Source organism: Alteromonas sp. R7 (assembly GCF_055755235.1).
In genome coordinates this window covers 1-23,675 of the sequence record NZ_JBVTQX010000010.1, presented here as the reverse complement: position 1 = coordinate 23,675, position 23,675 = coordinate 1, and the positions used below count along the sequence as shown (strand labels likewise).

General features: G+C 45.0%; 23 protein-coding genes and 1 rRNA gene. 7 read left to right on the top strand and 17 right to left on the bottom strand.

Annotated elements, in window-relative coordinates:
* The first annotated feature begins 358 nt into the window (after positions 1-358).
* Positions 359-2,269, top strand: a complete 1,911-nt coding sequence (locus AC0J2X_RS15600; RefSeq protein ID WP_014975449.1) for a methyl-accepting chemotaxis protein — start codon at positions 359-361, stop codon at positions 2,267-2,269.
* Positions 2,270-2,329: 60 nt separating this feature from the next.
* Here AC0J2X_RS15600 and AC0J2X_RS15595 read toward each other — a convergent pair whose 3' ends face one another.
* Both AC0J2X_RS15595 and AC0J2X_RS15590 read right to left on the bottom strand, forming a co-directional pair.
* Complete coding sequence (locus AC0J2X_RS15595; RefSeq protein ID WP_014947986.1) at positions 2,330-2,917, bottom strand: hypothetical protein; 588 nt, start codon at positions 2,915-2,917, stop codon at positions 2,330-2,332.
* Positions 2,918-3,175: 258 nt separating this feature from the next.
* Positions 3,176-4,027: an SdiA-regulated/phytase-like domain-containing protein gene (locus AC0J2X_RS15590; protein WP_014975448.1), complete on the bottom strand. Its 852-nt coding sequence runs from the start codon at positions 4,025-4,027 to the stop codon at positions 3,176-3,178.
* A 210-nt stretch (positions 4,028-4,237) separates the two neighbouring features.
* On the opposite strand from AC0J2X_RS15590, the gene AC0J2X_RS15585 reads away from it, so the two are divergent.
* Entirely contained in the window at positions 4,238-6,049 is a 1,812-nt protein-coding gene (locus AC0J2X_RS15585) for a cation:proton antiporter (RefSeq protein WP_061439208.1), read from the top strand.
* 300 nt (positions 6,050-6,349) lie between these two features.
* Here AC0J2X_RS15585 and AC0J2X_RS15580 read toward each other — a convergent pair whose 3' ends face one another.
* Positions 6,350-7,660 carry a 3-deoxy-D-manno-octulosonic acid transferase gene (locus tag AC0J2X_RS15580; RefSeq protein WP_014975446.1) on the bottom strand — a complete coding sequence of 437 codons (1,311 nt, stop codon included), beginning with the start codon at positions 7,658-7,660 and terminating at the stop codon, positions 6,350-6,352.
* Positions 7,661-8,056: 396 nt separating this feature from the next.
* Between AC0J2X_RS15580 and AC0J2X_RS15575 the strand changes: the two genes are divergently transcribed.
* On the top strand, positions 8,057-9,166 hold the full coding sequence (locus tag AC0J2X_RS15575; protein ID WP_014975445.1) for a glycosyltransferase family 4 protein: 1,110 nt from the start codon (positions 8,057-8,059) through the stop codon (positions 9,164-9,166).
* A gap of 84 nt (positions 9,167-9,250) precedes the next feature.
* On the opposite strand, the gene rpsQ is transcribed toward AC0J2X_RS15575, so the two are convergent.
* The 11 genes from rpsQ to rpsJ are packed head-to-tail and all read right to left on the bottom strand — an operon-like array spanning position 9,251 to position 14,188.
* Entirely contained in the window at positions 9,251-9,508 is a 258-nt protein-coding gene (gene rpsQ, locus AC0J2X_RS15570; protein ID WP_014975444.1) for a 30S ribosomal protein S17, read from the bottom strand.
* Positions 9,508-9,699 carry a 50S ribosomal protein L29 gene (gene rpmC, locus AC0J2X_RS15565; protein WP_014947980.1) on the bottom strand — a complete coding sequence of 64 codons (192 nt, stop codon included), beginning with the start codon at positions 9,697-9,699 and terminating at the stop codon, positions 9,508-9,510. The genes rpsQ and rpmC overlap by 1 nt, the downstream gene beginning before the upstream one ends.
* Positions 9,699-10,109, bottom strand: coding sequence for a 50S ribosomal protein L16 (rplP, locus tag AC0J2X_RS15560; protein ID WP_014947979.1), 411 nt, complete (start codon positions 10,107-10,109; stop codon positions 9,699-9,701). Before rplP ends, rpmC begins: the two co-directional genes overlap by 1 nt.
* A gap of 2 nt (positions 10,110-10,111) precedes the next feature.
* Positions 10,112-10,816 carry a 30S ribosomal protein S3 gene (gene rpsC / locus AC0J2X_RS15555; RefSeq protein WP_014947978.1) on the bottom strand — a complete coding sequence of 235 codons (705 nt, stop codon included), beginning with the start codon at positions 10,814-10,816 and terminating at the stop codon, positions 10,112-10,114.
* 9 nt (positions 10,817-10,825) lie between these two features.
* Positions 10,826-11,158 carry a 50S ribosomal protein L22 gene (gene rplV, locus AC0J2X_RS15550; protein WP_014947977.1) on the bottom strand — a complete coding sequence of 111 codons (333 nt, stop codon included), beginning with the start codon at positions 11,156-11,158 and terminating at the stop codon, positions 10,826-10,828.
* Positions 11,159-11,169: 11 nt separating this feature from the next.
* Positions 11,170-11,445, bottom strand: a complete 276-nt coding sequence (rpsS, locus tag AC0J2X_RS15545; RefSeq protein ID WP_012516961.1) for a 30S ribosomal protein S19 — start codon at positions 11,443-11,445, stop codon at positions 11,170-11,172.
* A gap of 15 nt (positions 11,446-11,460) precedes the next feature.
* On the bottom strand, positions 11,461-12,285 hold the full coding sequence (gene rplB, locus AC0J2X_RS15540) for a 50S ribosomal protein L2 (protein ID WP_014947976.1): 825 nt from the start codon (positions 12,283-12,285) through the stop codon (positions 11,461-11,463).
* Between the two features lie 14 nt (positions 12,286-12,299).
* Positions 12,300-12,599 (bottom strand): 50S ribosomal protein L23, encoded by a 300-nt coding sequence (rplW, locus tag AC0J2X_RS15535; RefSeq protein ID WP_012516959.1) that lies wholly within the window; start codon positions 12,597-12,599, stop codon positions 12,300-12,302.
* Positions 12,596-13,201, bottom strand: coding sequence for a 50S ribosomal protein L4 (gene rplD, locus AC0J2X_RS15530; protein WP_012516958.1), 606 nt, complete (start codon positions 13,199-13,201; stop codon positions 12,596-12,598). The genes rplW and rplD overlap by 4 nt, the downstream gene beginning before the upstream one ends.
* 18 nt (positions 13,202-13,219) lie before the next feature.
* Positions 13,220-13,858, bottom strand: a complete 639-nt coding sequence (gene rplC / locus AC0J2X_RS15525; RefSeq protein ID WP_014947975.1) for a 50S ribosomal protein L3 — start codon at positions 13,856-13,858, stop codon at positions 13,220-13,222.
* Between the two features lie 18 nt (positions 13,859-13,876).
* Positions 13,877-14,188, bottom strand: a complete 312-nt coding sequence (gene rpsJ, locus AC0J2X_RS15520; RefSeq protein ID WP_010179497.1) for a 30S ribosomal protein S10 — start codon at positions 14,186-14,188, stop codon at positions 13,877-13,879.
* 388 nt (positions 14,189-14,576) lie between these two features.
* On the opposite strand from rpsJ, the gene AC0J2X_RS15515 reads away from it, so the two are divergent.
* Positions 14,577-16,835 carry a GspE/PulE family protein gene (locus AC0J2X_RS15515; RefSeq protein WP_014947974.1) on the top strand — a complete coding sequence of 753 codons (2,259 nt, stop codon included), beginning with the start codon at positions 14,577-14,579 and terminating at the stop codon, positions 16,833-16,835.
* Between the two features lie 109 nt (positions 16,836-16,944).
* Positions 16,945-17,439, top strand: coding sequence for an SEL1-like repeat protein (locus AC0J2X_RS15510; protein ID WP_014947973.1), 495 nt, complete (start codon positions 16,945-16,947; stop codon positions 17,437-17,439).
* A 61-nt stretch (positions 17,440-17,500) separates the two neighbouring features.
* Here the strand turns inward: AC0J2X_RS15510 and acnA are convergent, their stop codons facing one another.
* Complete coding sequence (gene acnA, locus AC0J2X_RS15505) at positions 17,501-20,218, bottom strand: aconitate hydratase AcnA (RefSeq protein ID WP_014975442.1); 2,718 nt, start codon at positions 20,216-20,218, stop codon at positions 17,501-17,503.
* 488 nt (positions 20,219-20,706) lie between these two features.
* Between acnA and AC0J2X_RS15500 the strand changes: the two genes are divergently transcribed.
* Together AC0J2X_RS15500 and gpmA are read left to right on the top strand one after the other, a co-directional pair.
* Positions 20,707-21,168, top strand: a complete 462-nt coding sequence (locus AC0J2X_RS15500; RefSeq protein WP_014975441.1) for a cupin domain-containing protein — start codon at positions 20,707-20,709, stop codon at positions 21,166-21,168.
* A 178-nt stretch (positions 21,169-21,346) separates the two neighbouring features.
* Entirely contained in the window at positions 21,347-22,093 is a 747-nt protein-coding gene (gene gpmA, locus AC0J2X_RS15495) for a 2,3-diphosphoglycerate-dependent phosphoglycerate mutase (RefSeq protein ID WP_014947970.1), read from the top strand.
* A 66-nt stretch (positions 22,094-22,159) separates the two neighbouring features.
* Here gpmA and AC0J2X_RS15490 read toward each other — a convergent pair whose 3' ends face one another.
* On the bottom strand, positions 22,160-23,161 hold the full coding sequence (locus AC0J2X_RS15490) for a branched-chain amino acid aminotransferase (protein ID WP_014947969.1): 1,002 nt from the start codon (positions 23,159-23,161) through the stop codon (positions 22,160-22,162).
* A gap of 441 nt (positions 23,162-23,602) precedes the next feature.
* Positions 23,603-23,675: ribosomal RNA gene (gene rrf / locus AC0J2X_RS15485) — 5S ribosomal RNA — on the bottom strand; the annotation flags it as partial.

Sequence of the window (23,675 nt, the reverse complement as noted above, 5' to 3'; positions counted from 1 at the left end):
AGAGCAACAGGCCCTAGCTGTGGCTAATTAAATATTTAGCTTCAGTACGCCATTGGCCCTCTTGTTTTCTTCGTAAGCCAGAGGGCTTTTTTATAACTGACGTTTTTGTAAAGCCTCATCTTTCTATTGACCTATTGGTCAATTATGCTTCACAATCTCTTTGCCCTAGCAAAAAGTATAAACTTTGCAGGGAAAAGGTCGATAACTTGTCTGCGCTTTAAAAATAACAATAGCACTAGCGTAAGAATCAGAGAGTAGTACTGACCCGCCTAGGACTCAGTATCAGACGTTGCTGTGCCTGCAATGCCACGTCACCCTTGATCATAAATTTCAGCATTAACTTACGTGGTCGAAAGTCATGACTTTCAGTATAAAACAAAAACTCATTATTTCTCTTATTGTGGCGGTGCTCGCTGCTGCTATTCTTGTAGGTTCTATTAGCCAATGGATTGCCCGTGATCTCGTTAAAGAGAACATGGAAGAACTTCAGCTTCCTTCATTACTTAAACAAGTTGGTAACCGAGTGGACGGGGAAGCAAGTGTAATGCTTACCGTTGCTCACGGCATTGCTTCTAACCCCGACATTCTTGCCTGGTCGTCGGCAGGCGCAGATAGCGCTGGCGAACGCCGTCTCCTTAGCTATTTAAGTAATATCGTTGATTTTAACGATTTAACGGTAGCCTCATTTGTAGACAGAACCACCTACAAATATTGGAACCAAGATGGTTTCTTGCGGGTGCTACAAAATGATGAATTTGATGGGTGGTTTTTCGCTTACAAAAATAGCGGCGAACCAATTTCACTAAGCCTATACAACGAACCGGGCCAAGGTTACCGACTTTTTGCGAATTACCAGCAAGTAAACGGCAGAGGTATGTCGGGTGTCGCTAAATCGGTCGATGAGCTGCTAGATATCATCAATGCGGTGAAAATTGCGCAAACCGGCTTTGTCTTTCTTGTTGACGGAAACGGCACCATTATCGCTCATCCCAATACCGAGTTATTAGGAAAGGCTAAGTTAGCGTCCATAAGCGATTCAAGCACATCAGGGCAACTACTCAATCGTCAGGGCTTTGCTATGGCCACCAGCGACGCGGCAGGCGACACGCAACTGTTTGCCAGTACCTATGTGGAAAAAGCCGGTTGGTACGTGGTTGCACAAGTACCCGAGCATGAGCTTTACGCATCGCTAAATGCAGGCAGCCGCCAGATTATTATTTGGGCTTTGGTGATAGCAGGCGCTTTCGCACTTATTGGTATTTGGCTAGCAGGCACGCTTACTAAGCCACTTGAATCACTGGCCGATGTTTTCCAGCAGCTTGGCAGAGGACAAGGCGACTTACGCTCTCGTATTCCTATGCCAGAACAAAAGGAAATTGCCCGATTAGTGGAAGGGTTCAATAACTTTATTGATCACCTTCACGGCACCATTTCGCAAGTGGCGAAAACAAGTCACGCACTAAAGGCGTCAGCACAAGATGTTGCGAAGCAGTCTCATCAAACAGAAAACTCTACCAAGAGCCAGCGCGATCAAACCTTACAGGCGGCAGCCGCGCTAACAGAGATGGGCAGTACGGTAAATGAAGTAGCCCAGTCAGCTACCCATGCTGCGCAAAATGCGAATATGGCTACAACTAATTCCGCTCACGGTCGAGAAATTACCCAACGTGCAGTACACGCGATAAACGGTCTTTCGGGTCAAATTCAAGATGTGTCTCGGGTTATTCAATCACTAGATGAACACACCGCAGCCATTGGCGGTATCCTCGATACAATTCGAGGTATTTCAGAGCAAACCAATTTACTTGCGCTAAATGCTGCTATAGAAGCAGCTCGGGCTGGCGATCACGGCCGAGGCTTCTCAGTCGTTGCTGATGAGGTGCGAACACTTGCACAACGTGCCGCTCAAGCGACTGATGAAATACAGGTGAAGATCGATAAGTTCCAGCAAGACTCTAAATCTGCCGTTTCGCAAATGGAGTCAAGTCGAGCACGCACAACCGATGTGGTAACCGCAACCAATGAAATAGACAAATTGCTTCAAGATATCGCCGAAGAGATTGCTCACATTAATGATGTGAACACGCAAGTGGCGACGGCTACGGAAGAGCAAGCCACGGTGGTTGAAGATATCAGTCGAAACATTAATGACATTAGTGCATCAAGTGAAGAAACCCTGAATGCGACTAAGATATTGGTTAGCGTGAGTGACAAGCTCGATGAACTGGCGCAAGAACTCTCGTCTGAAGTGAGCAGATTTAAGCTATAAGTTTACTTATGCCTTATGAATGGCAAAGCGGTGAGATAACACAACCTTATGCGCCACCATTTAGAAAGTGATGGCGTATTCTACTTTTACTTGATTGTCACGGCTGGAACGCCATGGCAATTGCATTGATGCTCCTTCACTTTCCCACGACTCTCTCATAGCTCCAACAGTAAGAAGGTGCTTGTCTTCCTTGAATGGAATTTCTACGTAAAGGCCTGCTGATGTACTGGTAGGCAGACGAATTGTATCGGCAACCGGAATGCTCATCTCATGACGGGGGCGTACTTTATGGCTTAACCCCAACCGATAATCACCTCTATCCCACCAGCTAACCACTTCAAATTCGTGGCTTCTGACACGCTGAGACATAACACCGTAGTCAAGCAACCCTTTGTTGTAATGGACAATGGCTTCAACGTTAAACATTGGCGCCAGTTTTTGGCTAAATGCAAGTTGATACTGCTTTTGTTTGCAGCCTTTGAACTTAATTTTATTCTTAGTGAGAGTTAGGGAAAACGTATCGTCACTGTCTGAATATTTGTTGAGCCATTCTTGTGCCTTTTCGACCACAGAGGCATTAGCTGCACCCGCCAATAAAAAACATGGACAAAAGCACATTGCTAAAAAGGACTGGTTTAAACGTCTCATTTTTCGCTGCCTCTCAAATTGTGGTTGGCTACAACTTATTCGATCACAATTTCAGTATAGACAGGAAAGTAGGCAGTTGGGTATTAGCCATTTTACTAACATCGACTAAAAGATAACTTTAAAAGAACAGCTGCTGACAATGAAAGAGCGCTTATTCACAACCGTGAATAAGCTTGGGGGGATTGGCTGCCAGACTTCAATCAGCTCGCTTTTTTATAGCGTTGCTCGTTACGGCGTTACCTGTTTTGGCGCTACTTGTTATGGCATCACTCTGGCGCTAGACAACGATGCTTTGCGCCCTTCCGTAGCTTCTTCGCTGAACCAATATGTGCCGCTATTATCCACGCATATGCCTTCAACTTGTTTATATTGCTCAAGCGGCCATACATCAAGAAGGGCAAAGTCGCTTGATACTTGAGCCATGAAAGTAGCAAAGTTTCCAAATGGATCTGATTTGTAGCCGGTGATAACAAACCTATTTTGGTGCTGATCGAAGTCTACCCCAGTTACCACGCCCGGCAGTCCATCAATGGACGCAAACGTACTAATGGTTTGCTCAGCTTCGTCTTCGTTCACTTTATAGATATGGGTTATACCAGTTTTCCAACTTTTAGAAAAAAGAAGCAGGTCATCGCCATGCTTAACCATCGCCTCTGAGTCAAAATCATGTGCATAAGGAATGTTATTCGAAGCGTCATTACCCTCGTATTTCAATGTAATAGAGGTGATGTCATTCACATTTGAGCGGTTTACTTTATGTATTTCGACCTGCTCTCTTTTGCCTTTATTGTTTCCCACATCCGCAATGTAAAACGATGAAGCGTCAGCGGTTATTGCTTCCCAGTCTTTATTGGTGAGCGGTAAGCGCGTTCGTTCAATAATTTCACCCTGGTAATTTATACGATAAATGATGGGAGCATTACCTGAGTCATTTAATGAGTACATGCCGTCCGTTTCGCAAAATAGACCCGATGTTTCTGAAAGTTCTTCCGGCAACTCAACGATATTTTTTATTTGTAACTGTGCAGAAGGGATGGGATATTGAACTGCGCATGCCGATGCTAGTACAAGCGATGCTGATAAAGCCGCGAATTTAAAGTGAGTGTTCAATGAAAGGCTCCGAAAAGAACGATAAGTGACGAATAATATCAAACCTACCCACTCTCTAACATGCATTTTAGTGCGCTAAATAAGGTCTATTGGTCTAAACTTTTAGCCCAAGCGTATATCGCTATAAACTTAGGTTGGCCTAAAGTCTCTGTATGACAAATGTTTAGGCTGATATACCATGGAATAATATCAACACGTTAAGGACTCACTTTGTCAGACCCGCTTCTTTCACTCGTTGCAGTTGGATTGCTGTCAATTACCTGCCAATACTTAGCCTATAAGGTTAGGCTCCCTGCTATTTTACCGTTGTTAATTGTCGGTATTGTGGTTGGCCCTGTTTTTGGCGTGCTCAACGCGGACGACTTATTCGGTGATTTGCTGTTTCCTGTCGTTTCTCTCTCTGTTGCCATTATTCTTTTTGAAGGGTCACTGACGCTGAAGTTCAGCGACATCGCGGGTCATGGGAACATGGTTCGAAACCTTTGCTCTGTGGGCGTGGTTGTAACCTGGCTTGTCGCAGCCACTGCAGCGCACTACAGTCTTGATCTTACTTGGCAGCTATCCTTCCTATTCGGAGCCATTGTTACCGTAACAGGCCCCACGGTTATAGTGCCCATGCTCAGAACCGTGCGACCGAAAACGAATTTGGCCAATATCTTACGCTGGGAAGGGATTGTCATAGACCCTATCGGCGCTCTGCTCGCCGTACTGGTTTTCGAGTTTATCGTTGCATCGCAAGAAACCGCCATTACCCATACGCTAATAGCGTTTGGCAAAACCATTGGAATTGGCTCCGTACTTGGTCTCGCTTCTGGCTATCTGCTTGGTCTGTCTATTCGCAAAGACTGGATACCGCACTATTTGCTTAACACCGCAGTGTTAACCGTTATTCTGGGTGTATTTGCAGCGTCTAATTATGTTGCGCACGAGTCTGGCCTTTTGGCCGTTACCATATCTGGTATGGTACTGGCCAATATGAAGGACGTAGACGTAGAAGACATTCTTGAATTTAAAGAAACCCTCAGTGTTTTACTTATTTCAGGCTTATTTATTCTGCTTGCCACGCGTTTGAACTTACAATCGGTAGTGGATGTAGGTTGGGGCTCCGTTGTAGTGCTTGCCGCCATTATGTTTGTGGCTCGGCCTTTGTCCGTATTGGCGTCCTCCGTTGGTACCGGACTCAAGTTAAACGAATTAGCCTTGCTAAGCTGGATTGCACCTCGAGGTATTGTTGCAGCGGCGGTATCAGCCCTTTTCTCTTTAAAGCTTGAAGAAATTGGCTATGAAGGCGCGGGTATTATCGTTCCTATTGTCTTTATGGTGATTATTGCAACAGTGGTGGTACAGAGCCTTACTTCACGCACTGTTGCGTCACTACTTAAGGTGAGAGCGCCTGCGCCAACTGGCTATCTGATTTTCGGTGGCAGCAAATTCAACCGCGCCTTAGCGACAGAAATGATAAACCAAAAGCTAGACGTTACCATTGCAGATACTAACTGGGACGCAATAAGAGAAGCGCGTATGAAGGATATCCCAGTATATTTTGGCAACCCAATGTCTGACCATGCAGCGCGACATCTTGATCTGAATACATTCGGTACCGTGCTGATTATGTCGCCTTATAAGCAGCTTAACCCACTTATTGCTTATCACTTTGAATACACGATGGGCAAAGACAAAGTATGGGCGCTGACAAATAACGAACAATCTACGCGACCAAGTCACCAAGTTAGCGAACAATACGCGAAAAAACTTACTCTGTTCGATGAAGGCGTTACTTATGGGTATTTAGCATCGGCCATTGCCCGTGACTCAATGGTGAAGACCACCCGTTTATCTGAAGAGTTTACTTACGAGCAGTACATTAAACAGTATGGTGAGCGCGCTACACCTCTCATTGCGATCAACGCTGAAGGTAAGAGCTATACTTTTATCAACGGTAACAGTATTCAGCCTAAAGCAGGATGGCGTGTGATTAGCTTGATTGAACCAGAACGAAAAGAAGAAAAAGTAGAAGTGTAAAAGTAAGAAAACCTCCTGCCCACAGGCAGGAGGTCTCTCCCTGGAAAACGCGCAACGCAGTGCCCTTTTTAAAAGGTGCATATTTATTTGGATTTTACTGTTGTTACGCTGTCGCACACTTTATAGCAAGCAGCGAACCAACTTTGACAATCCTTGTATAATCAAATAGATAGCTAAAAACCAAGTCCCTATTCATTATCTTTTAGCTGTCACAGCGCCTAATTTGGTGCATCAGACGCACAAATGCGGGGTTCCTTTTTTGTTCAATAACAACGAGTTGCTGTTTTTGACTGACGGCATTTAACGAATACTGCGATGTATACACGCTAAAGTAGAATCTAACGCGCCGCTGTTATCCTGTAGTACCTTTTTACCGGCCATTCCCGCTTTTTCAGCTTTACTGGGTGATTCAAGCCATTCTTGTACCGTTGAAGAAACGCGAGAAGCATCTTCTACAATGCTTAATGCGCCACATTCTTTTAAATAGTCGCAGATAACAGGGTTATTATAGGTGTGTGGCCCCATCATTATTGGCAACGAGAATGCTGCCGGCTCAAGGGCATTATGGCCGCCTCTATCGGCAATAGAGCCGCCAACAAAGGCAAATGTTGCTACCGCATAAGCATGATTTAACTTACCCATTTCATCCAACAGGATAACGTTCACATCGTCTGGAACGTTATCCACCTCTGAACTTTTGACGAAGTTCAGATTATGCCTTTCAAGTAATTTTGCTACGGCTTCAAAACGCTCTGGATGGCGAGGGACAATAATCACCCGTAGTTGAGGGCTCTCTTTCCATAAAACCTTTGCAGATTCAACGATAACGCTCTCTTCAGGTTCGTGCGTGCTGCCTGCAACTAGTATTGGCCTTGCACCCTTAGCTAACCCAAGAAAATGTGCAGAAGAGCTCGCTGTATTTGCGGCTTGATCAAACTTAATATTATTCGTGAGGGTTAGCTTATCTTGCGCAACACCAAGCCATGCATAATTATCATAGTCTCTCTGCCCTTGAGCACATACGTGAGATAGCTTAGCCAACATAGGGTTAAATAGCTGTCCGATTTTTTTATAACGTTTAGCCGAGCGCTCAGTCATGCGAGCATTTATTACCATAACGGGAATATTTCGCTTCCAGCACACGTGAATTAGGTTTGGCCATAGTTCAACTTCTGTAATCATTACTGCTTTGGGCTTAATGCGTTTCAGCATTGAAGACATAGTCAGCGACAAATCATAAGGCAGATAGAAATGGTGAACGGTGTCTTTGAATATATCTCGAACGCGAGCAGAGCCTGTAGATGTGGTTGTAGTAACGGTTATTTGCGCGTCTGGCTCGTGTTGCATTATTCGCTTTATTACGCATGAAGCAGCCACGACTTCCCCCACTGAAACACAGTGAAACAAATAGCCATTCTGCTTGAGCGGCTTTGGGACTATACCAAAACGCTCAAATCTCCCTCGATGCGAGTCATCGCTTGCTTTCGTGGCTTTTATCAATAAATGAATAAATGCGAAGGGAATCGCAATCGCCAATACAAGCGAATATCCCCACCGGCAGAGCGTTTCAAGTAGAGTAGGTTTATAGCCACGTGTATTGGCAACAACCATAAATACATCCTTTTTGATACAGATACTTCGACGGCACGACTACAAGTGATCGACTATCGATGTTGAATTATGCTTTTCAAATACGGTGTGCTGGGCACTGCGGAAACACCCACTTCCAGCGTTAAGCAGGTAATTCTAGCTATCTAGTGCCGCAGTTCCCGATAGATTCTTTCGACATTGTAGTGGCTAAATAGCCCGCGTCTAGGGCAAAGCGACCTATACGTAAGTAAATAGTGTATTTGAGAAAGGCAATAATATATTGATCACTCGCTTTATGCGTATAGTGGTGTTTAAACAGCAGGGTGTTACCACAACCATATAAGAAAAGCCGCAAAAAACGGTCTTAAATACAAAAGCAGCGTATACAGAATATTAAATAAATTTTAAGGAAGGCATTTGAGTATACGCGTTCTTCACATTGAACTTGGCATACATCTTCACGGTGGCGCAGAACAAGTTGCATACCTCATCAATGCGTTAGAGCACCATGATGATATATCACTTCACTTGGTTTGCGCTGAAGACAGTGAGATTCGTCATACGGCTTTTGGGCATTGTGAAACGCATACCATTAAGTATGCCGGTGAGTCAGACTTCCTATGTGTAAAGCGTTTACTGGAAGTCGTAAATGGGGTTAACCCAGATATTATTCATGTACACAGCGAACGGGGTTCGGATGTATGGGGTGCCATGCTCGCCAAAATTTCAGGTGTGCCTACGGTTTGCACAAGGCGAATAGATAACCCCGAAACTCACTTTTCATTTTATAAGTACAAACAATTCGATGCAGTTATCAGCGTATCTGAAGGTGTGAGGAAAGTGGTTTCACTACATTGTGAAGGCGTAGAACATCAGCGCGTTATATATCCAGCAGTAGACTTAACAGAGTATTCCCAACGCAAAGATAGCGGTTGGCTGCGACGTACATTCTCTATTCCTGAAGACCATATCGTCATTGCAAACTTCGCTCAGTACACATCTCAAAAAGGGCAAGCGGATATCATTTTGGCTATGCACGATGTATTGAACAAGCATGAAAATGTAACCTGTTTATTGTTTGGCGAGGGAAATCTAAAAGAGAGCTATCAATCACTTATAGAACGCCATAAGCTAGACGAGCATGTGAAGCTTTGCGGTTTTACAAAAGAGGTAGCCAAAATACTCCCTAATGTAGATATTCTGGTTCATCCTTCCTATTCAGAGGGTTTAGGCGATATTTTACTTCAGGCAGGTGCTAATAAATGTGCAGTGTTATCTAGTCCTGTGGGGGGAATACCCGAAGTTATCAAGCATAAGGAGACAGGTGTAATGGTAGCGCCGGGAGATATTGACGGAATTGGGGAGAGCTTAATTAGTCTAATTGAATCCCCTGATGAAAGAGCACAATATGGAGAGGCTTTGTATAAGCTTGTCACAAGTAAATTTGGTATAGAAAGGATGTCCAAAGCCTACGCTGATTTATACAAGACGCTAGTCTTCACCGGCGCTGATAATGAACACGCTTAAGCCTATGGAAGCACGTTAAAGAAACTGCAGATACAAAAAAGCCGCTCGAGAGCGGCTTTTTTAAGACTTGAAAAAAGTTAGCGATTAAACGCCAGCTTTCTCAACAACGTCAACTAGCATCCAAGATTTGCTCTTAGATAGTGGGCGACATTCACGTACTGTTACTACGTCACCTTTATTGCATACGTTGTTTTCGTCGTGGGCGTGAAGCTTAGTAGAGCGCTTGATGAACTTCCCGTAGATTGGGTGCTTAACAAAACGTTCAACTACAACAGTGATAGACTTATCCATCTTGTTGCTAACCACACGACCTTGTACTGTACGAATTTTTTGCTCAGTCATTACGCATCAGCCTTTTGAGTCAGAATGGTTTTAACACGCGCGATGTTACGACGTACTTTTCTCAACTGATCAGTTTTTTCAAGCTGACCTGTTGTGTGCTGCATGCGTAGGTTGAACTGTTCGCGTAGCAGGTTAATCAACTCTGCGTTCAGCTCTTCTACGCTCTTTTCTTTCAGTTCAGTCGCTTTCATTACATCACCGTCCGAGTTACAAAGGTTGTTTTAAATGGCAGTTTAGCCGCTGCCAATTCAAACGCTTCGCGTGCAAGATTTTCAGGAACACCTTCCATCTCGTATAGCACACGACCAGGCTGAATTTGGCATACCCAGTACTCAACGTTACCTTTACCTTTACCTTGACGCACTTCTAGAGGCTTCTCAGTAATTGGCTTGTCAGGGAAAACTCGAATCCAAATTTTACCTTGACGCTTAACGTGACGAGTCATAGCACGACGCGCTGCTTCGATTTGGCGCGCAGTCATTCGACCACGACCAACTGCTTTAAGGCCGTAAGTACCAAAGGCAACAGTATTACCCGCTGCTAAGCCGCGGTTGCGACCTTTGTGCATCTTACGGAACTTCATGCGTTTTGGTTGTAACATGATTAGCCCTCTCGCTTAGCGTTGCGGCCTTTCTTCTTAGGTTGAGCAGCTGGTGCTTGCTCTTGAGTTGTAGGTAGACCACCTAGAACTTCACCTTTGAAGATCCATACTTTAACGCCGATGATACCGTAAGTAGTTGACGCTTCAGAGGTTGCGTAATCGATATCCGCACGGAAAGTGTGCAGAGGAACGCGACCTTCACGGTACCATTCAGAACGTGCAATCTCTGCTCCGCCCAAACGGCCGCTAACTTCAACTTTGATACCTTTCGCGCCTAGACGCATTGCGTTTTGTACTGCGCGCTTCATAGCACGACGGAACATAACACGACGCTCTAGCTGGCTAGAGATGCTGTCAGCTACTAGCTGGCCATCTAGCTCTGGCTTACGTACTTCAGCGATGTTGATCTGAGCTGGCACGCCGGCTAGCTTAGATACGTAGTTACGCAACTTCTCTACGTCTTCACCTTTCTTACCGATTACAACGCCTGGACGAGCAGTGTGAATAGTCACACGGATGCTCTTAGCAGGACGCTCGATCACGATTTTAGAAAGTGAAGCGTTCTTTAGTTGCTTAGTCAGATACTGACGTACCTGATGATCGTTATACAGGTTGTCTGCATAGTCTGCAGTATTAGCGTACCAGGTAGAAGTCCATGGTTTGCTGATACCCAGGCGTATACCTGTAGGATGTACCTTCTGTCCCATTATCTACTCCTAGTTATCCGCTACAACCACAGTGATGTGACTGCTGCGCTTGAAGATACGATCAGCACGGCCTTTAGCACGTGGCTTGATACGTTTCATAGTTGGACCTTCGTCAACGAAAACTTTAGACACGCGTAACTCGTCGATGTCTGCGCCTTCGTTGTGCTCTGCGTTAGCAATCGCAGATTCCAATACTTTCTTTACTAGCGCTGCGCTTTTCTTCGGGCTGTACGCAAGAAGCTCTAGAGCTTTCTCAACGTGCATTCCGCGAATTTGATCCGCAACCAAGCGTGCCTTTTGAGCCGACGTGCGGGCAAAACGGTGTTTAGCTAATGCTTCCATCTTCCTACCCCTTAACGTTTAGCTTTCTTATCCGCGACATGGCCGCGGTAAGTACGCGTTGGCGCAAATTCGCCCAACTTGTGGCCGACCATTTCGTCACTAATAATGACAGGTACATGTTGGCGACCGTTATGGACCGCAATGGTCAACCCAATCATATCTGGGATGATCATAGAACGACGAGACCAAGTTTTGATTGGTTTACGTTCGTTCTTTTCCACTGCAGCCTCTACCTTCTTCAGCAAGTGAAGGTCAATAAAAGGACCTTTCTTGAGAGAACGTGGCATGGTGAATCCTCGCTATTACTTGTTTCGACGACGTACGATAAGCTTATCAGTACGCTTGTTGCTTCGGGTTTTCTTACCTTTGGTAGGAACACCCCAAGGAGTTACTGGGTGACGACCGCCTGATGTACGACCTTCACCACCACCGTGTGGGTGATCAACCGGGTTCATGGCAACACCACGAACGGTAGGACGAACACCACGCCAGCGTGTAGCACCAGCTTTACCTAGTGAACGAAGCATGTGCTCTGCATTGCCAACTTCACCGATAGTGGCGCGGCAATCAGATAGAACTTTACGCATTTCGCCAGAGCGTAGACGTAGGGTAACGTAGTTTCCGTCACGTGCTAGGATCTGAGCATAAGCACCAGCAGAACGTGCGATTTGTGCACCTTTGCCAGGCTTCATTTCAATTGCGTGTACAACAGTACCTACAGGGATGTTACGCATAGGTAGAGTGTTACCAGACTTGATCGGAGCGTCCGAACCAGACTGGATTGCATCACCTGCTTGCATACCCTTAGGAGCCAGAATGTAACGACGTTCACCGTCTGCGTACAATACTAGTGCAATGTTTGCAGAACGGTTTGGATCGTATTCTAAACGCTCAACTTTAGCTGGAATGCCGTCTTTGTTGCGTTTAAAGTCGATTACACGGTAGTGTTGCTTATGACCACCACCAATGTGACGAGTGGTAATACGACCATTGTTGTTACGACCGCCAGATTTGCTGTTCTTTTCAAGCAAAGGTGCGTACGGTGCACCTTTGTGCAGGTCAGGATTTACGACCTGAACAACGTGACGACGACCGGCAGAAGTTGGCTTAGCTTTCAATAATGGCATTTCTAATCCCCTTCTTACTCAGCACCACCGACAAAGTCGATGTCCTGACCTTCTTTAAGAACCACGTAGGCCTTTTTCCAGTCGCTGCGCTTACCGAAAGACATGCCGTGACGCTTGGTTTTACCCTTAACGTTCACAGTACGAACACCTTCAACTTCAACTTCAAACAGTTTTTCAACTGCAGCTTTGATTTCGGCTTTGTTCGCGTCTTTAGCTACTTTAAATACAACTGTGTTGTTCGCTTCAGCAGCCATTGTAGACTTTTCTGAAACGTGAGGTGCTACTAGCACCTTCAGTAGACGTTCTTCTTTCATGCTAACGCCTCCTCAAGTTGTTTAACCGCATCAGCAGTCATTAGCACTTTTTCAAATGCAATCAAGCTCACTGGGTCGATGCCTGCTACGTCACGTACGTCAACTTTGTACAAGTTGCGCGCCGCTAGGAACAAGTTCTCATCAACTTCAGGAGTAACGATTAGAACGTCATTTAGTTCATATTCGTTAAGTGCAGAAATAAGAGCTTTAGTCTTAGGTGCGTCTACACCGAACTTCTCTACAACAACCAAACGGTCTTGACGGATTAGTTCAGACAGGATGCTCTTGATCGCACCGCGATACATTTTCTTGTTAACTTTTTGGTCAAAGTCACGAGGCTTTGCTGCGAAAGCACGGCCACCGCCAACCCAAATTGGGCTACGGATTGTACCAGCACGAGCACGGCCAGTACCTTTTTGACGCCATGGCTTCTTACCGCCACCACGAACTTCAGCGCGAGTTTTCTGCGCTTTTGTACCCTGACGAGCACCTGCACCGTAAGCTACAACTACCTGGTGTACCAGGGCTTCGTTGAATTCACGTCCAAAGGTCGCTTCGGATACTTCAAGAGCGCTTTGCGCGTCTTTCAATGTTAATTCCATCAGTTCACTCCCCAGACGTTACGCTTTAACAGCTGGCTTTACGATTACATCGTTGCCAGTTGCGCCAGGTACGGCACCTTTAACTAGGATAAGGCCGTTCTCTACGTCAACACGTACAACTTCCAAAGACTGAGTAGTCACTTGCTTGTTACCAAGCTGACCAGCCATTTTCTTGCCTTTGAATACTTTACCTGGTGATTGGTTTTGACCAATTGAACCAGGAGCACGGTGTGACAAAGAGTTACCGTGCGTCATACGCTGAGAACTGAAGTTCCAGCGCTTGATAGCACCTTGGAAACCTTTACCTTTTGATGTACCAGTTACATCAATTTTCTTAGTGTCGTTAAAGATTTCAACAGTGATTTCACTGCCTACTTCAATATCGGCACCTTCGTTTTCTTCTAGGCGGAATTCTACTAGAGTGCGTCCAGCTTCAACACCAGCTTTAGCAAAGTGACCTGCTTCAGCTTTGTTGATGCGGTTAGCTTTCTTAGTTCCAGCAGTAACCTGAAGAGCGCGATAACCGTCAGTTTCCTCAGTACGAAGCTGAGTAACGCGGTTTGGGGTCGCTTCAATAACAGTCACAGGGATAGACGTACCATCTTCAGTGAAGATGCGAGTCATACCCACTTTACGACCGACTAGACCAATCGCCATTGTTATAACCCTCTCTTATTAGCCCAGGCTGATTTGAACATCAACGCCAGCAGCCAAGTCCAAACGCATCAACGCGTCAACTGTTTTATCAGTTGGCTCGATGATGTCTACCAAACGCTTGTGAGTACGGATTTCATATTGATCACGCGCGTCTTTGTTAACGTGCGGAGAAATCAGAACTGTATAGCGTTCTTTGCGAGTAGGTAGAGGAATAGGACCACTTACCTGAGCACCAGTGCGTTTCGCAGTTTCAACGATTTCAGCCGTAGACTGATCGATCAACTTGTGATCAAACGCTTTCAAACGAATGCGAATTCTTTGATTTGGCATCGATTAAGCTCCAATCGAAAGAACAAAAAAATTCACCCTTTCTCTTCCATTTATTCCGGAAAGAAAGGATGTGCGTAAACCGATGGTTCCCAATCGGAACCCTGTTCTTTTTTCTAGCACGCCAGCAACAGGCTAATCACTGATGATGAATCCGTTACTTCGGCAACCACCCTAAAAGCAGTGAGGTCGCGGCTAAAAATTACGTGCCCTAATTGGGCAGTGGGCGCGAATTATACAGAAAGGCAGAAGCAATGCAAGAGGCAGTTTGCTTTTTATACACATATTTTTACGCTATACCAGTGTATGTAACTGTCTATAAGTAGTATTGTTGCTTTCGTGGTATAGGTATATCTTGTTACCCTAGCTTAACAGGCACTTGTAACGCCAAATGCATAAAGGACTAGGCGCCAACATTATTAGTAGTGAGAATATGGAAGTAGTGAATAACCAGCAAACTTTTGCACAAATAAAACGCATTCTAAATAACCACTCCACGTTACTGGATGCATATGGTTTATTAGAGCCAATTATCCTCGGTTTGTTTGATGCCCAACGTATGAGTATTTTTCAACGTCGACGTCAGCATCAAGATTTGGTCGCGAGATTTAAAACGGGTAAAGAGACGCTGGAAATAAAAGTGCCAATTAGCCCAATGTCGATTGCTGGTTATGTTGCCCTATCACAAAAGGCTGTGGTTATTGACGACCCGTATAATCCTGCACTACTTCAAAGCATTCACCCTCGCCTGCGCTTCGCTGATAAGTTCGACAAAGACAATGACTTTAAAACCCAGAACATTTTATGCGTACCTATAATGAATGCGGGCGTGTTGATGGGTGTTATCCAAATCATCAACAAAGTCAGTGGTGGTTTTACTGAAGAAGATTTAAAGCTAGGCAATGCCCTTGCACTGATTCTTGGCGACAAGTTCAGGTTTGAACTGGGCGGCACAAACAACCCTTTCGATCTACTAGTCCACAAAAGCTTATTAGACGAAGCTACATTAAACGATATTCAAAGTTCTACTCCAGACATTCGCGCTCTTATACAGCGTCTTGTATCGGAACACCGCATCTCTGAAGAAGAAATTGGCAACTCGCTTTCTATTCACTATCAGGTCCCTTTTATTCCTTATTTACCTGATAAGTATCACAGGTTCGAAAATGAAAGCCGTCTGAATGTTTCTTATTTAAAAAGAAACTATGTGGCTGTCATTGCCGATGCCCATGACAAGCCCATCGTGTTGATGGCTGAACCTAATAATGCGGCGCTACTTATGGAAATAGAGAGCGCCATGGGTATTGATAGCTACGAGATAGCTGTCAGCCTACCAAGCTTAATTCTTCAATATTTGGGGGAAAACAGCGGTGGCGGTGGCCCCGGCGAGATGAGTGATATTCTCGACGAGATTGGTACATCAACTGAAGATAACGACGACCAAGTCGATGAGCTGTCGGACGACGCCCCTGCTGTGGTGCGCTTAGTAAGCCGTATTCTGCACGATGCAAAAAGACTCAACGCGTCAGATATTCATATAGACCCAGAGAAAAATGCGCCCACTCGTGTACGTATGCGCGTGGACGGTGTGTGCCGCGACATGAACCAAGTGCCTAATTCGCACCACAGTGCGGTTATTGCACGCATAAAGATAATGTCGAATTTGAACATTGCCGAAAAACGCGTACCTCAGGATGGCAAACTCGCGTTTAGAATGAATGGTCAACTTGTTGAAGTTCGTGTTGCCACCATTCCTACGGTTGCCGGTGAAGGTGTTGTTATGCGTATTCTGGCATCTGGCGGTGCGATGCCTATTGATAAGATGAACTTGGCACCGAACAACCGTGCGCGTTTAGAAGAAATGATTAAGAAGCCTCACGGCATTCTTCTCGTTGTTGGGCCAACGGGTTCAGGTAAAACCACCACGCTTCACGCTATATTGGGATATTTAAACACGCCTGAAAAGAAGATTTGGACCGCTGAGGACCCGGTGGAAATCACGCAACCCGGCCTACAACAGGTTCAAGTAAGCCCTAAGATTGGCTTCAACTTTGCTGCGGCCCTGCGCGCATTCTTACGTGCTGACCCTGACATTATTCTTATTGGTGAGATGCGTGATAAAGAAACCGCACATGCGGGGATTGAAGCCTCGTTAACCGGTCACTTAGTACTGTCTACACTGCATACCAACTCAGCCCCTGAAACGATTACCCGTTTACTTGATTTGGGTCTCGACCCTGTGAACTTCTCAGATGCCTGCGTGGGTATACTGGCTCAACGTCTTATTCGAACGTTATGCAGTAACTGTAAAGAAAAGTACATCGCCACTGAAACCGATATGGCCTTTATTGAGCGCCAGTATGGTCATGCGCACATGGCGGAGCTGAATATTCAGACGCCACTAGAGCTTTACCGTGCTAAAGGCTGTGAAGAATGTGGAAACACGGGTTACAAAGGTAGAACAGGGGTACATGAACTACTAGGTATGACGCCAGAGCTTCGGTCAATGGTGTACAAAGAAGCCAGCGTCGCCGATATGAAGTCTCAGGCTGCTGCTGATGGCATGCGCACCCTCGTTCAAGACGCAATTTTCAAAGTGCTTAAAGGCGACACCGACCTTGCACAAGTCCAAATTATTGGTGGAGATTAATCACTCAACTCTTAAAATTTTTAGTAACATAAAACAAATACTGTACTTTTAGACGGTTCACTATGAGTGTGAATTGCGTTATAAATTTATCAAAAAGAAGGGATACTACATGAAAAATCTATTAGCAATAGCTGCCGTTTTATCTTCAGTTGTACTTTCAGCCCCTACGTTGGCTCAGTCGCATACTAAGAATCATATTTGGAAATCCGAATATTTATCTACTTTAGAATTGGGCTTGCACGCCCTGAAGGCAGAGAAGTATGAAAAAGCACTGGAGAAGCTGACTGCTTCTGCAAAAATGGGAAATAAAGAAGGTCAATATTACCTCGCGCAAATGTATTTCCAAGGATGGGGGACGCCCGTTAATTATGAAGAAGGCTGGCTCTGGTTGAATGTTGCAATGGAACAAAAAACCGCTGAATGGAACCGTTCTTACCGACAGATAAAGAATGCTTTACCTGAAGACTACATCAATGCTTTAGAGCCTTATGTAGAAGAATATATCTCTCTTTACGGTGCACAAGCCCAAGATTTGAGATGTGAGACACGCGCTGCCATCGGCTCGAATATTAAAGAAGTAATCTGCGAAAAACGCTATTACTAACATCACATGGCATAGCGACTTCTCACTACAGAGAAGTCGCTAACCACTACCCTTATACGTGCTATTTCTTCAAGTATTCTCTTATCACGTAATGCAGAATGCCGCCGTTTTCAAAGTAAGTGAACTCGTTTGATGTATCAATTCTGATATCCATCATAAACGTTGTTGTTTTTCCTTCATCCGACACGGCTTTAACTTCAACCTCAGTCTGCCCACGTTCAATAGCGTTAATAGAAAAAGACTCATTGCCTTTAAGCTCCAAAGAACTCGCGCTATCACCTGACTTAAATTGAAGTGGCAAAATCCCCATTCCAATCAGGTTAGAGCGGTGAATTCTCTCGTAGCTCTCGGCTAATACTGCTTTCACCCCCATCAAAGAAGGGCCTTTAGCAGCCCAATCTCGACTCGAGCCAGTACCGTACTCTTTTCCACCAATAACAATGGCTGGTACGCCGTCATCTTTGTAACGCATAGCAGCATGGAAAATAGACATACCATCGCCACTTGGGAAGTGTGTGGTAGCACTGCCTCTTGTGCCGGGTGCTAATTGGTTTTGAAGACGCACGTTAGCAAACGTACCTCTCATCATAACCTCGTGGTTACCACGACGCGATCCATAAGAGTTAAAGTCTTTAGGCTCAACCCCTTGGGCCTGCAGGTACTCTCCGGCTGGGCTATCTTCTGCGATGGCGCCGGCTGGAGAAATATGGTCGGTAGTAATCGAATCGCCCACCTTAACCAAGCATCGTGCGTTTTCAATTGCAGTTAGAGCCTCTGGCTCCTTACCCATTACTTCAAAGAAAGGCGGATGCTTAATGTAGGTTGATTCTGGCCAGTCGTAGACCGATGTTTTACTTACCTGCAGTTCATTCCATTCACCGCTTCCTTTAAATACATCTGCATACTTTTCTTTAAACAAATCACCGGTGACGTTTTCCGCTATGTATTGCTGAATTTCGTCTTCGGTAGGCCAGATGTCTTTTAGATATACCGGAGAACCATCACTCGCCTTACCTAACGGCTCTTTAGTGATATCTACATTCATGTTTCCAGCCAACGCGTATGCAACAACCAGTGGTGGTGATGCCAGGTAGTTTGCAGCCACATCAGGATGGATACGCCCTTCAAAGTTGCGGTTACCAGATAAAACCGAGGTAACCGTAAGTTTCGCTTTTCTAATGGCGTCGGTAATGGCATCAGGTAGCGGTCCAGAGTTACCAATACAGGTTGTACAACCGTAGCCAACCAAGTTAAAGCCTAGTGCTTCAAGCGGGTCCATAAGACCAGCATCTTCTAAATACTGAGTAACAACCTGCGAACCAGGTGCTAATGAAGTCTTAACCCACGGCTTACGAGTTAGCCCTTTTTCTGCTGCTTTCTTCGCAAGTAAGCCTGCGCCAACGAGCACTGATGGATTTGACGTATTGGTACAGCTGGTGATAGCAGCTATTACAATAGCGCCATCTTCAAGGTTGAACTTGCTTCCCCTGAACTCCACGAATGAATCGTGTTCTTCGTCCACCTCGTCTGTTGTACCTAACCCCGCTTCTGCGATGAGATCGGTTTCTTCATCAAGTACTTTCACGTCAATTTGCGAACGATGCCACTCTCTAAATGCCTCTGCTGCATTATCGAGGGCAATTCTATCTTGAGGACGCTTAGGTCCAGCAAGTGAAGGAACCACTTCATCTAAGTTAAGTTCCAGGGTCTCATGATACTGGGCATCTTTTGAGTGGTCGTCGTGCCATAGGTGGCTGAATTTCGCATATTCCTCTACAAGAGCAATTTGATCTTCGTCTCGGCCGGTGAGTCGCAGGTAATCTAGCGCAACATCATCAATAGGGAAAATACCGCAAGTAGCACCATATTCAGGCGCCATGTTTGCGATGGTGGCGCGGTCTGCCGTAGTAAGATGCTTAAGACCCGGTCCATAGAATTCTACAAACTTTCCAACAACGCCATGTTCACGTAGTTGTTGTGTGATAGTTAGCACCATGTCGGTGGCAGTTACGCCAGCAGGCAACTTACCCGAAAGCCTGAAGCCAACCACTTTTGGTAATAACATTGTTACTGGTTGACCCAGCATCGCCGCTTCTGCTTCAATGCCTCCCACACCCCAGCCAAGTACGCCAAGGCCATTAATCATAGTGGTATGCGAATCTGTTCCTACTAGGGTATCTGGGTAAACCAACGTTTCCCCATCCTGTTCCTTAGTAAACGCGCAACGAGCAAGATACTCTAGGTTAACCTGATGCACGATACCGCGACCAGGGGGAACCACTTTGAAATTGTCAAAGCTAGACTGACCCCATTTTAGAAATTGATAACGCTCTCTATTTCGCTGAATTTCAATGTCGGTATTCTTTTCAAGCGCATCGTCTTCAGCAAAATGATCTACCATTACTGAGTGGTCAATAACCAGCTCTACTGGATTGAGGGGATTAATCGCCTGAGCGTCGCCACCTAAACGATTAACCGCATCGCGCATGGCTGCTAAATCAACAATAGCAGGCACACCCGTAAAATCTTGGAGGATGACGCGTGCGGGAACAAAAGACACTTCGTGATCAACGTGATTATCTGTGTCCCACTTTGCTACTTGCTCAATATCGTTGCTGTTAACAAACTCTTGGTCTTCATGACGAATCAGGTTTTCCAAAAGAATTTTGATACAAAACGGAAGCCTGTCGAGCGCATATTTACTGCCTATACCGTCAAAATTAACCGCCTTGAAGTTTTTGCCGTTTACTTCAAGCTGCGAAAAAGACTTATATGTCATACGCTCACCATCCTTCTTTGCCTGTTCGTGAATATTGTGTACGTTTCAATTTTGCCAACGCAAGAAACGAGCAACGTGTTTTTAGTCGCCTTATTTTTCAATTTGTACGGCCTAAACATGAAAAAAAGTTCACCTCCTATTAGTAATGGCATCGCTTTTTTAGCTATTTCTCATTATTGGTTTAAACAGATGGATTATGGAGAAGCGCTGTAACAGTTGGAAAAAGCTGACTAGGGCAGATAGCGCTTATTGGTAAATAAGCTTGGCACACTTTATATTGAGATTAATTGGTAAGAAAACTTCGCGTGTGCACAGAGTACTTGCTGATTAAGATGGTTTACAAATATGCAACATTTCTGTTTTCTTATAACGCACCAAACGGTATGCTTAAAAGAAGGTTAAACATTAAATGTCTTAATACATGCTTAGGAAAGCTTTGAGATATACAAGCATTAGTAGTAAGCAATAACAATAATAACGAAGTTATCATGACACACCCGCTAGTTAAGAAGTACAACCTTGCACCTCACCCCGAGGGAGGTTTCTATCGTCAAGTTTTCCGTTCTGAAAACGAAACTAAATCGTTTGTGCACAATGCTAGTCGACCCGCGCTTACTCATATTTATTTTCTTCTATTAAAGGGACAAGTTAGTCGTTTTCATCGCGTGTTACATGATGAAGTGTGGAATCACTACGAAGGGGCTCCACTACAACTGTTTCAACTTGAAAAACAACAGTTGTGGGAACGTCGCATTGGTGGGCAAAGCACTGACTATGTAGAAGTTGTTAAAGCGGGGAATTTTCAGGCAGCCGCAACGATGGGTGATTACTCACTTGTTGGTTGTACAGTAGCACCTGGCTTCGACTTCGAAGACTTTAGCTTTATTGAAGAGCCATCAATGAAAGAGTGGATAAAAGTTGCTCATCCAGACCTTACCCATTTTATATAATATATTCCCAAGTTATAGTGATAAACACACGTCTTACCTGCGATTTTGTACCAGCATAAACTGGATTTTTAAGCGCCAATCAAGGATGATAACAGCAGATTTTTAAATATACGTCTGAACGTCCAATTTCTGGAATTATCTCAGACTATTTCACTCTAACGCCGCAGGTAACCCAACTATGTATAAATTGGTACTTATTCGTCATGGAGAAAGTCAGTGGAACTTGGAAAACCGTTTCACAGGCTGGCACGACGTTGACTTGACCGACACTGGTGTAGCACAAGCAAAGACCGCAGGTCAGCTTCTTAAAGATGCTGGATTTACATTTGATCAGGCTTATACGTCTGTACTTCTTCGCGCAATTAAAACACTTAATATTGCACTTGAAGAAATGGGTCAGCACTACCTTCCAGTTGAGCGTCACTGGCGTCTGAACGAGCGTCACTACGGTGCGTTAACTGGTCTAGACAAAGCAGAGACTGCCGCTAAGCATGGTGAAGAACAGGTTAAAATCTGGCGTCGTAGCTTCGACATCCCACCTCCGGCCGTTGAAGATGATAGCGAGCACTTCCCAGGTCACGATCCGCGTTACAACAATGTAGATGCTGACATCTTGCCACGTGGTGAAAGTCTAAAACTAACTATCGAACGTGTACTACCATACTGGCACGACGTTATTCGTCCAGACATCCAAGCAGGCAAGCGCGTAATTATTGCTGCGCACGGCAACAGTCTTCGTGCTCTTGTTAAGTACCTTGATGGTATGTCAGACGAAGAAGTGTTGGGTCTAAACATTCCTACAGGTGTACCGCTAGTATACGAACTAGATGAAAACCTTAAACCAATCTCTAAAGAATATCTTGGCGATGCTGACGCTATCAAAGCAATGATGGATGCAGTCGCTAAGCAAGGCAAAGCGAAGTAATCGAGTGCCTTTTTAGATACGAAAAAGCCTGCGTTCGCAGGCTTTTTTAATGGGTGTCTGATTAGACTAGTTTGGCACTTTCACCAACCAATTGTGAGTGTCTTCAGCCTTACCCCATTGGATATCATTTAACGCTTGTCTTAGCTTCATCGTTACTGGGCCAGCTTCTCCGTTACCCACCTGATACTCTTTATCATTGTGAATAAAAGTACCTACCGGTGTAAGTACAGCCGCTGTACCAGACAGTGCTGCTTCAGTGTTCGGTTTGGCTGAACGCTCTAGTAGTTCGTCTACAGTAATATCACGCTCGCTCACTTTCATGCCGTGGTCTTTGGCAATTTGAAGAATCGTTGCTCGGGTCACACCGTGTAGGAAGCTAGAATCTAACCCTTTGGTAATGATTTCATCACCATCGATAAGCAGGAAGTTAGCAGCTCCGGTTTCTTGTACATCGCCATTAGGGCAAAACAGAATTTGATCAGCCTGAACTTCTGCACGCGCTTTAAGAATAGGAGGCAACGCACTGGCGTAGTTACCACCGCTTTTTACCATTCCCATGTGCGGTGCACAGCGCATGCCTGTTTCGTCAAGCAACAAGCGAAGTGGCTTCAAACCGCCGGCAAAGTAATCGCCAACCGGCGATAATAGAACGTATAGCATTGAACTTGCTGATGGTGCTGCCGCTTTACCGATAGACGCTTCTGTGCCGATATGCGTAGGGCGGATATACATAGAACCTGGAGGCTCTGGAACCTCGGAGGCGTATTTTGCAACAATATCGATGATCATCTTTTCGACTTGCGCTTTGTCTATTTCAGGCAAGTTAAGTAGACGGCTACTTTGAGCAAAGCGCTCAATATTCTTATCCATTCTAAAAATGTTGATGCTGCCATCTTCGTGCTTAAATGCTTTCAATCCTTCAAAGCATGTACTTGAATAATGAAGCACGTGTGCACCAGGGTGCAGCTGAATACTATCTGCACTGACAAATTCGGTGTCAGTCCACTTATCGTTGACAAAGGTAGCAAGTGCCATTTGTGGCATGAATACTGTACCGAATACGGCCATTAGTTTGTCCTATTTACTTCGACTAGAAAAATACTCGACAGAGTTTACCAAAAAACGCTCACTTTGCTAAAAGTAAGTCAGATCTATTAAGGCTTTTATCGAATAAGAATGTCTACAAATACTGACAACACAAAAATAATGGGGTCAGAGTACATTTTTACTTATCTAACAAATGGGGTCAGAGTACATTTTTTTGATTTATCAGTACTGGACGAAAAATGTATGACTACGCTCCAGTATTTAGCGTAATAAAGTACTCTGATTTAACGGCGCTGGAGGGCATGGGTACTTTGACTCGGTTCTGGTAACCTGAGTAATAAAGTACTCTGACCCCAATTTGAGGTTTTGCTGGGGGGAGTGGGGATTAATGTACTCTGACCCCATTTTTTTCTTTCTTCCAAACGCAAAAAACCCGCCGTTAGGCGGGTTCTTCTTAATGGGACCTGGCAGTGTCCTACTCTCACATGGGGAAACCCCACACTACCATCGGCGCTAATACGTTTCACTTCTGAGT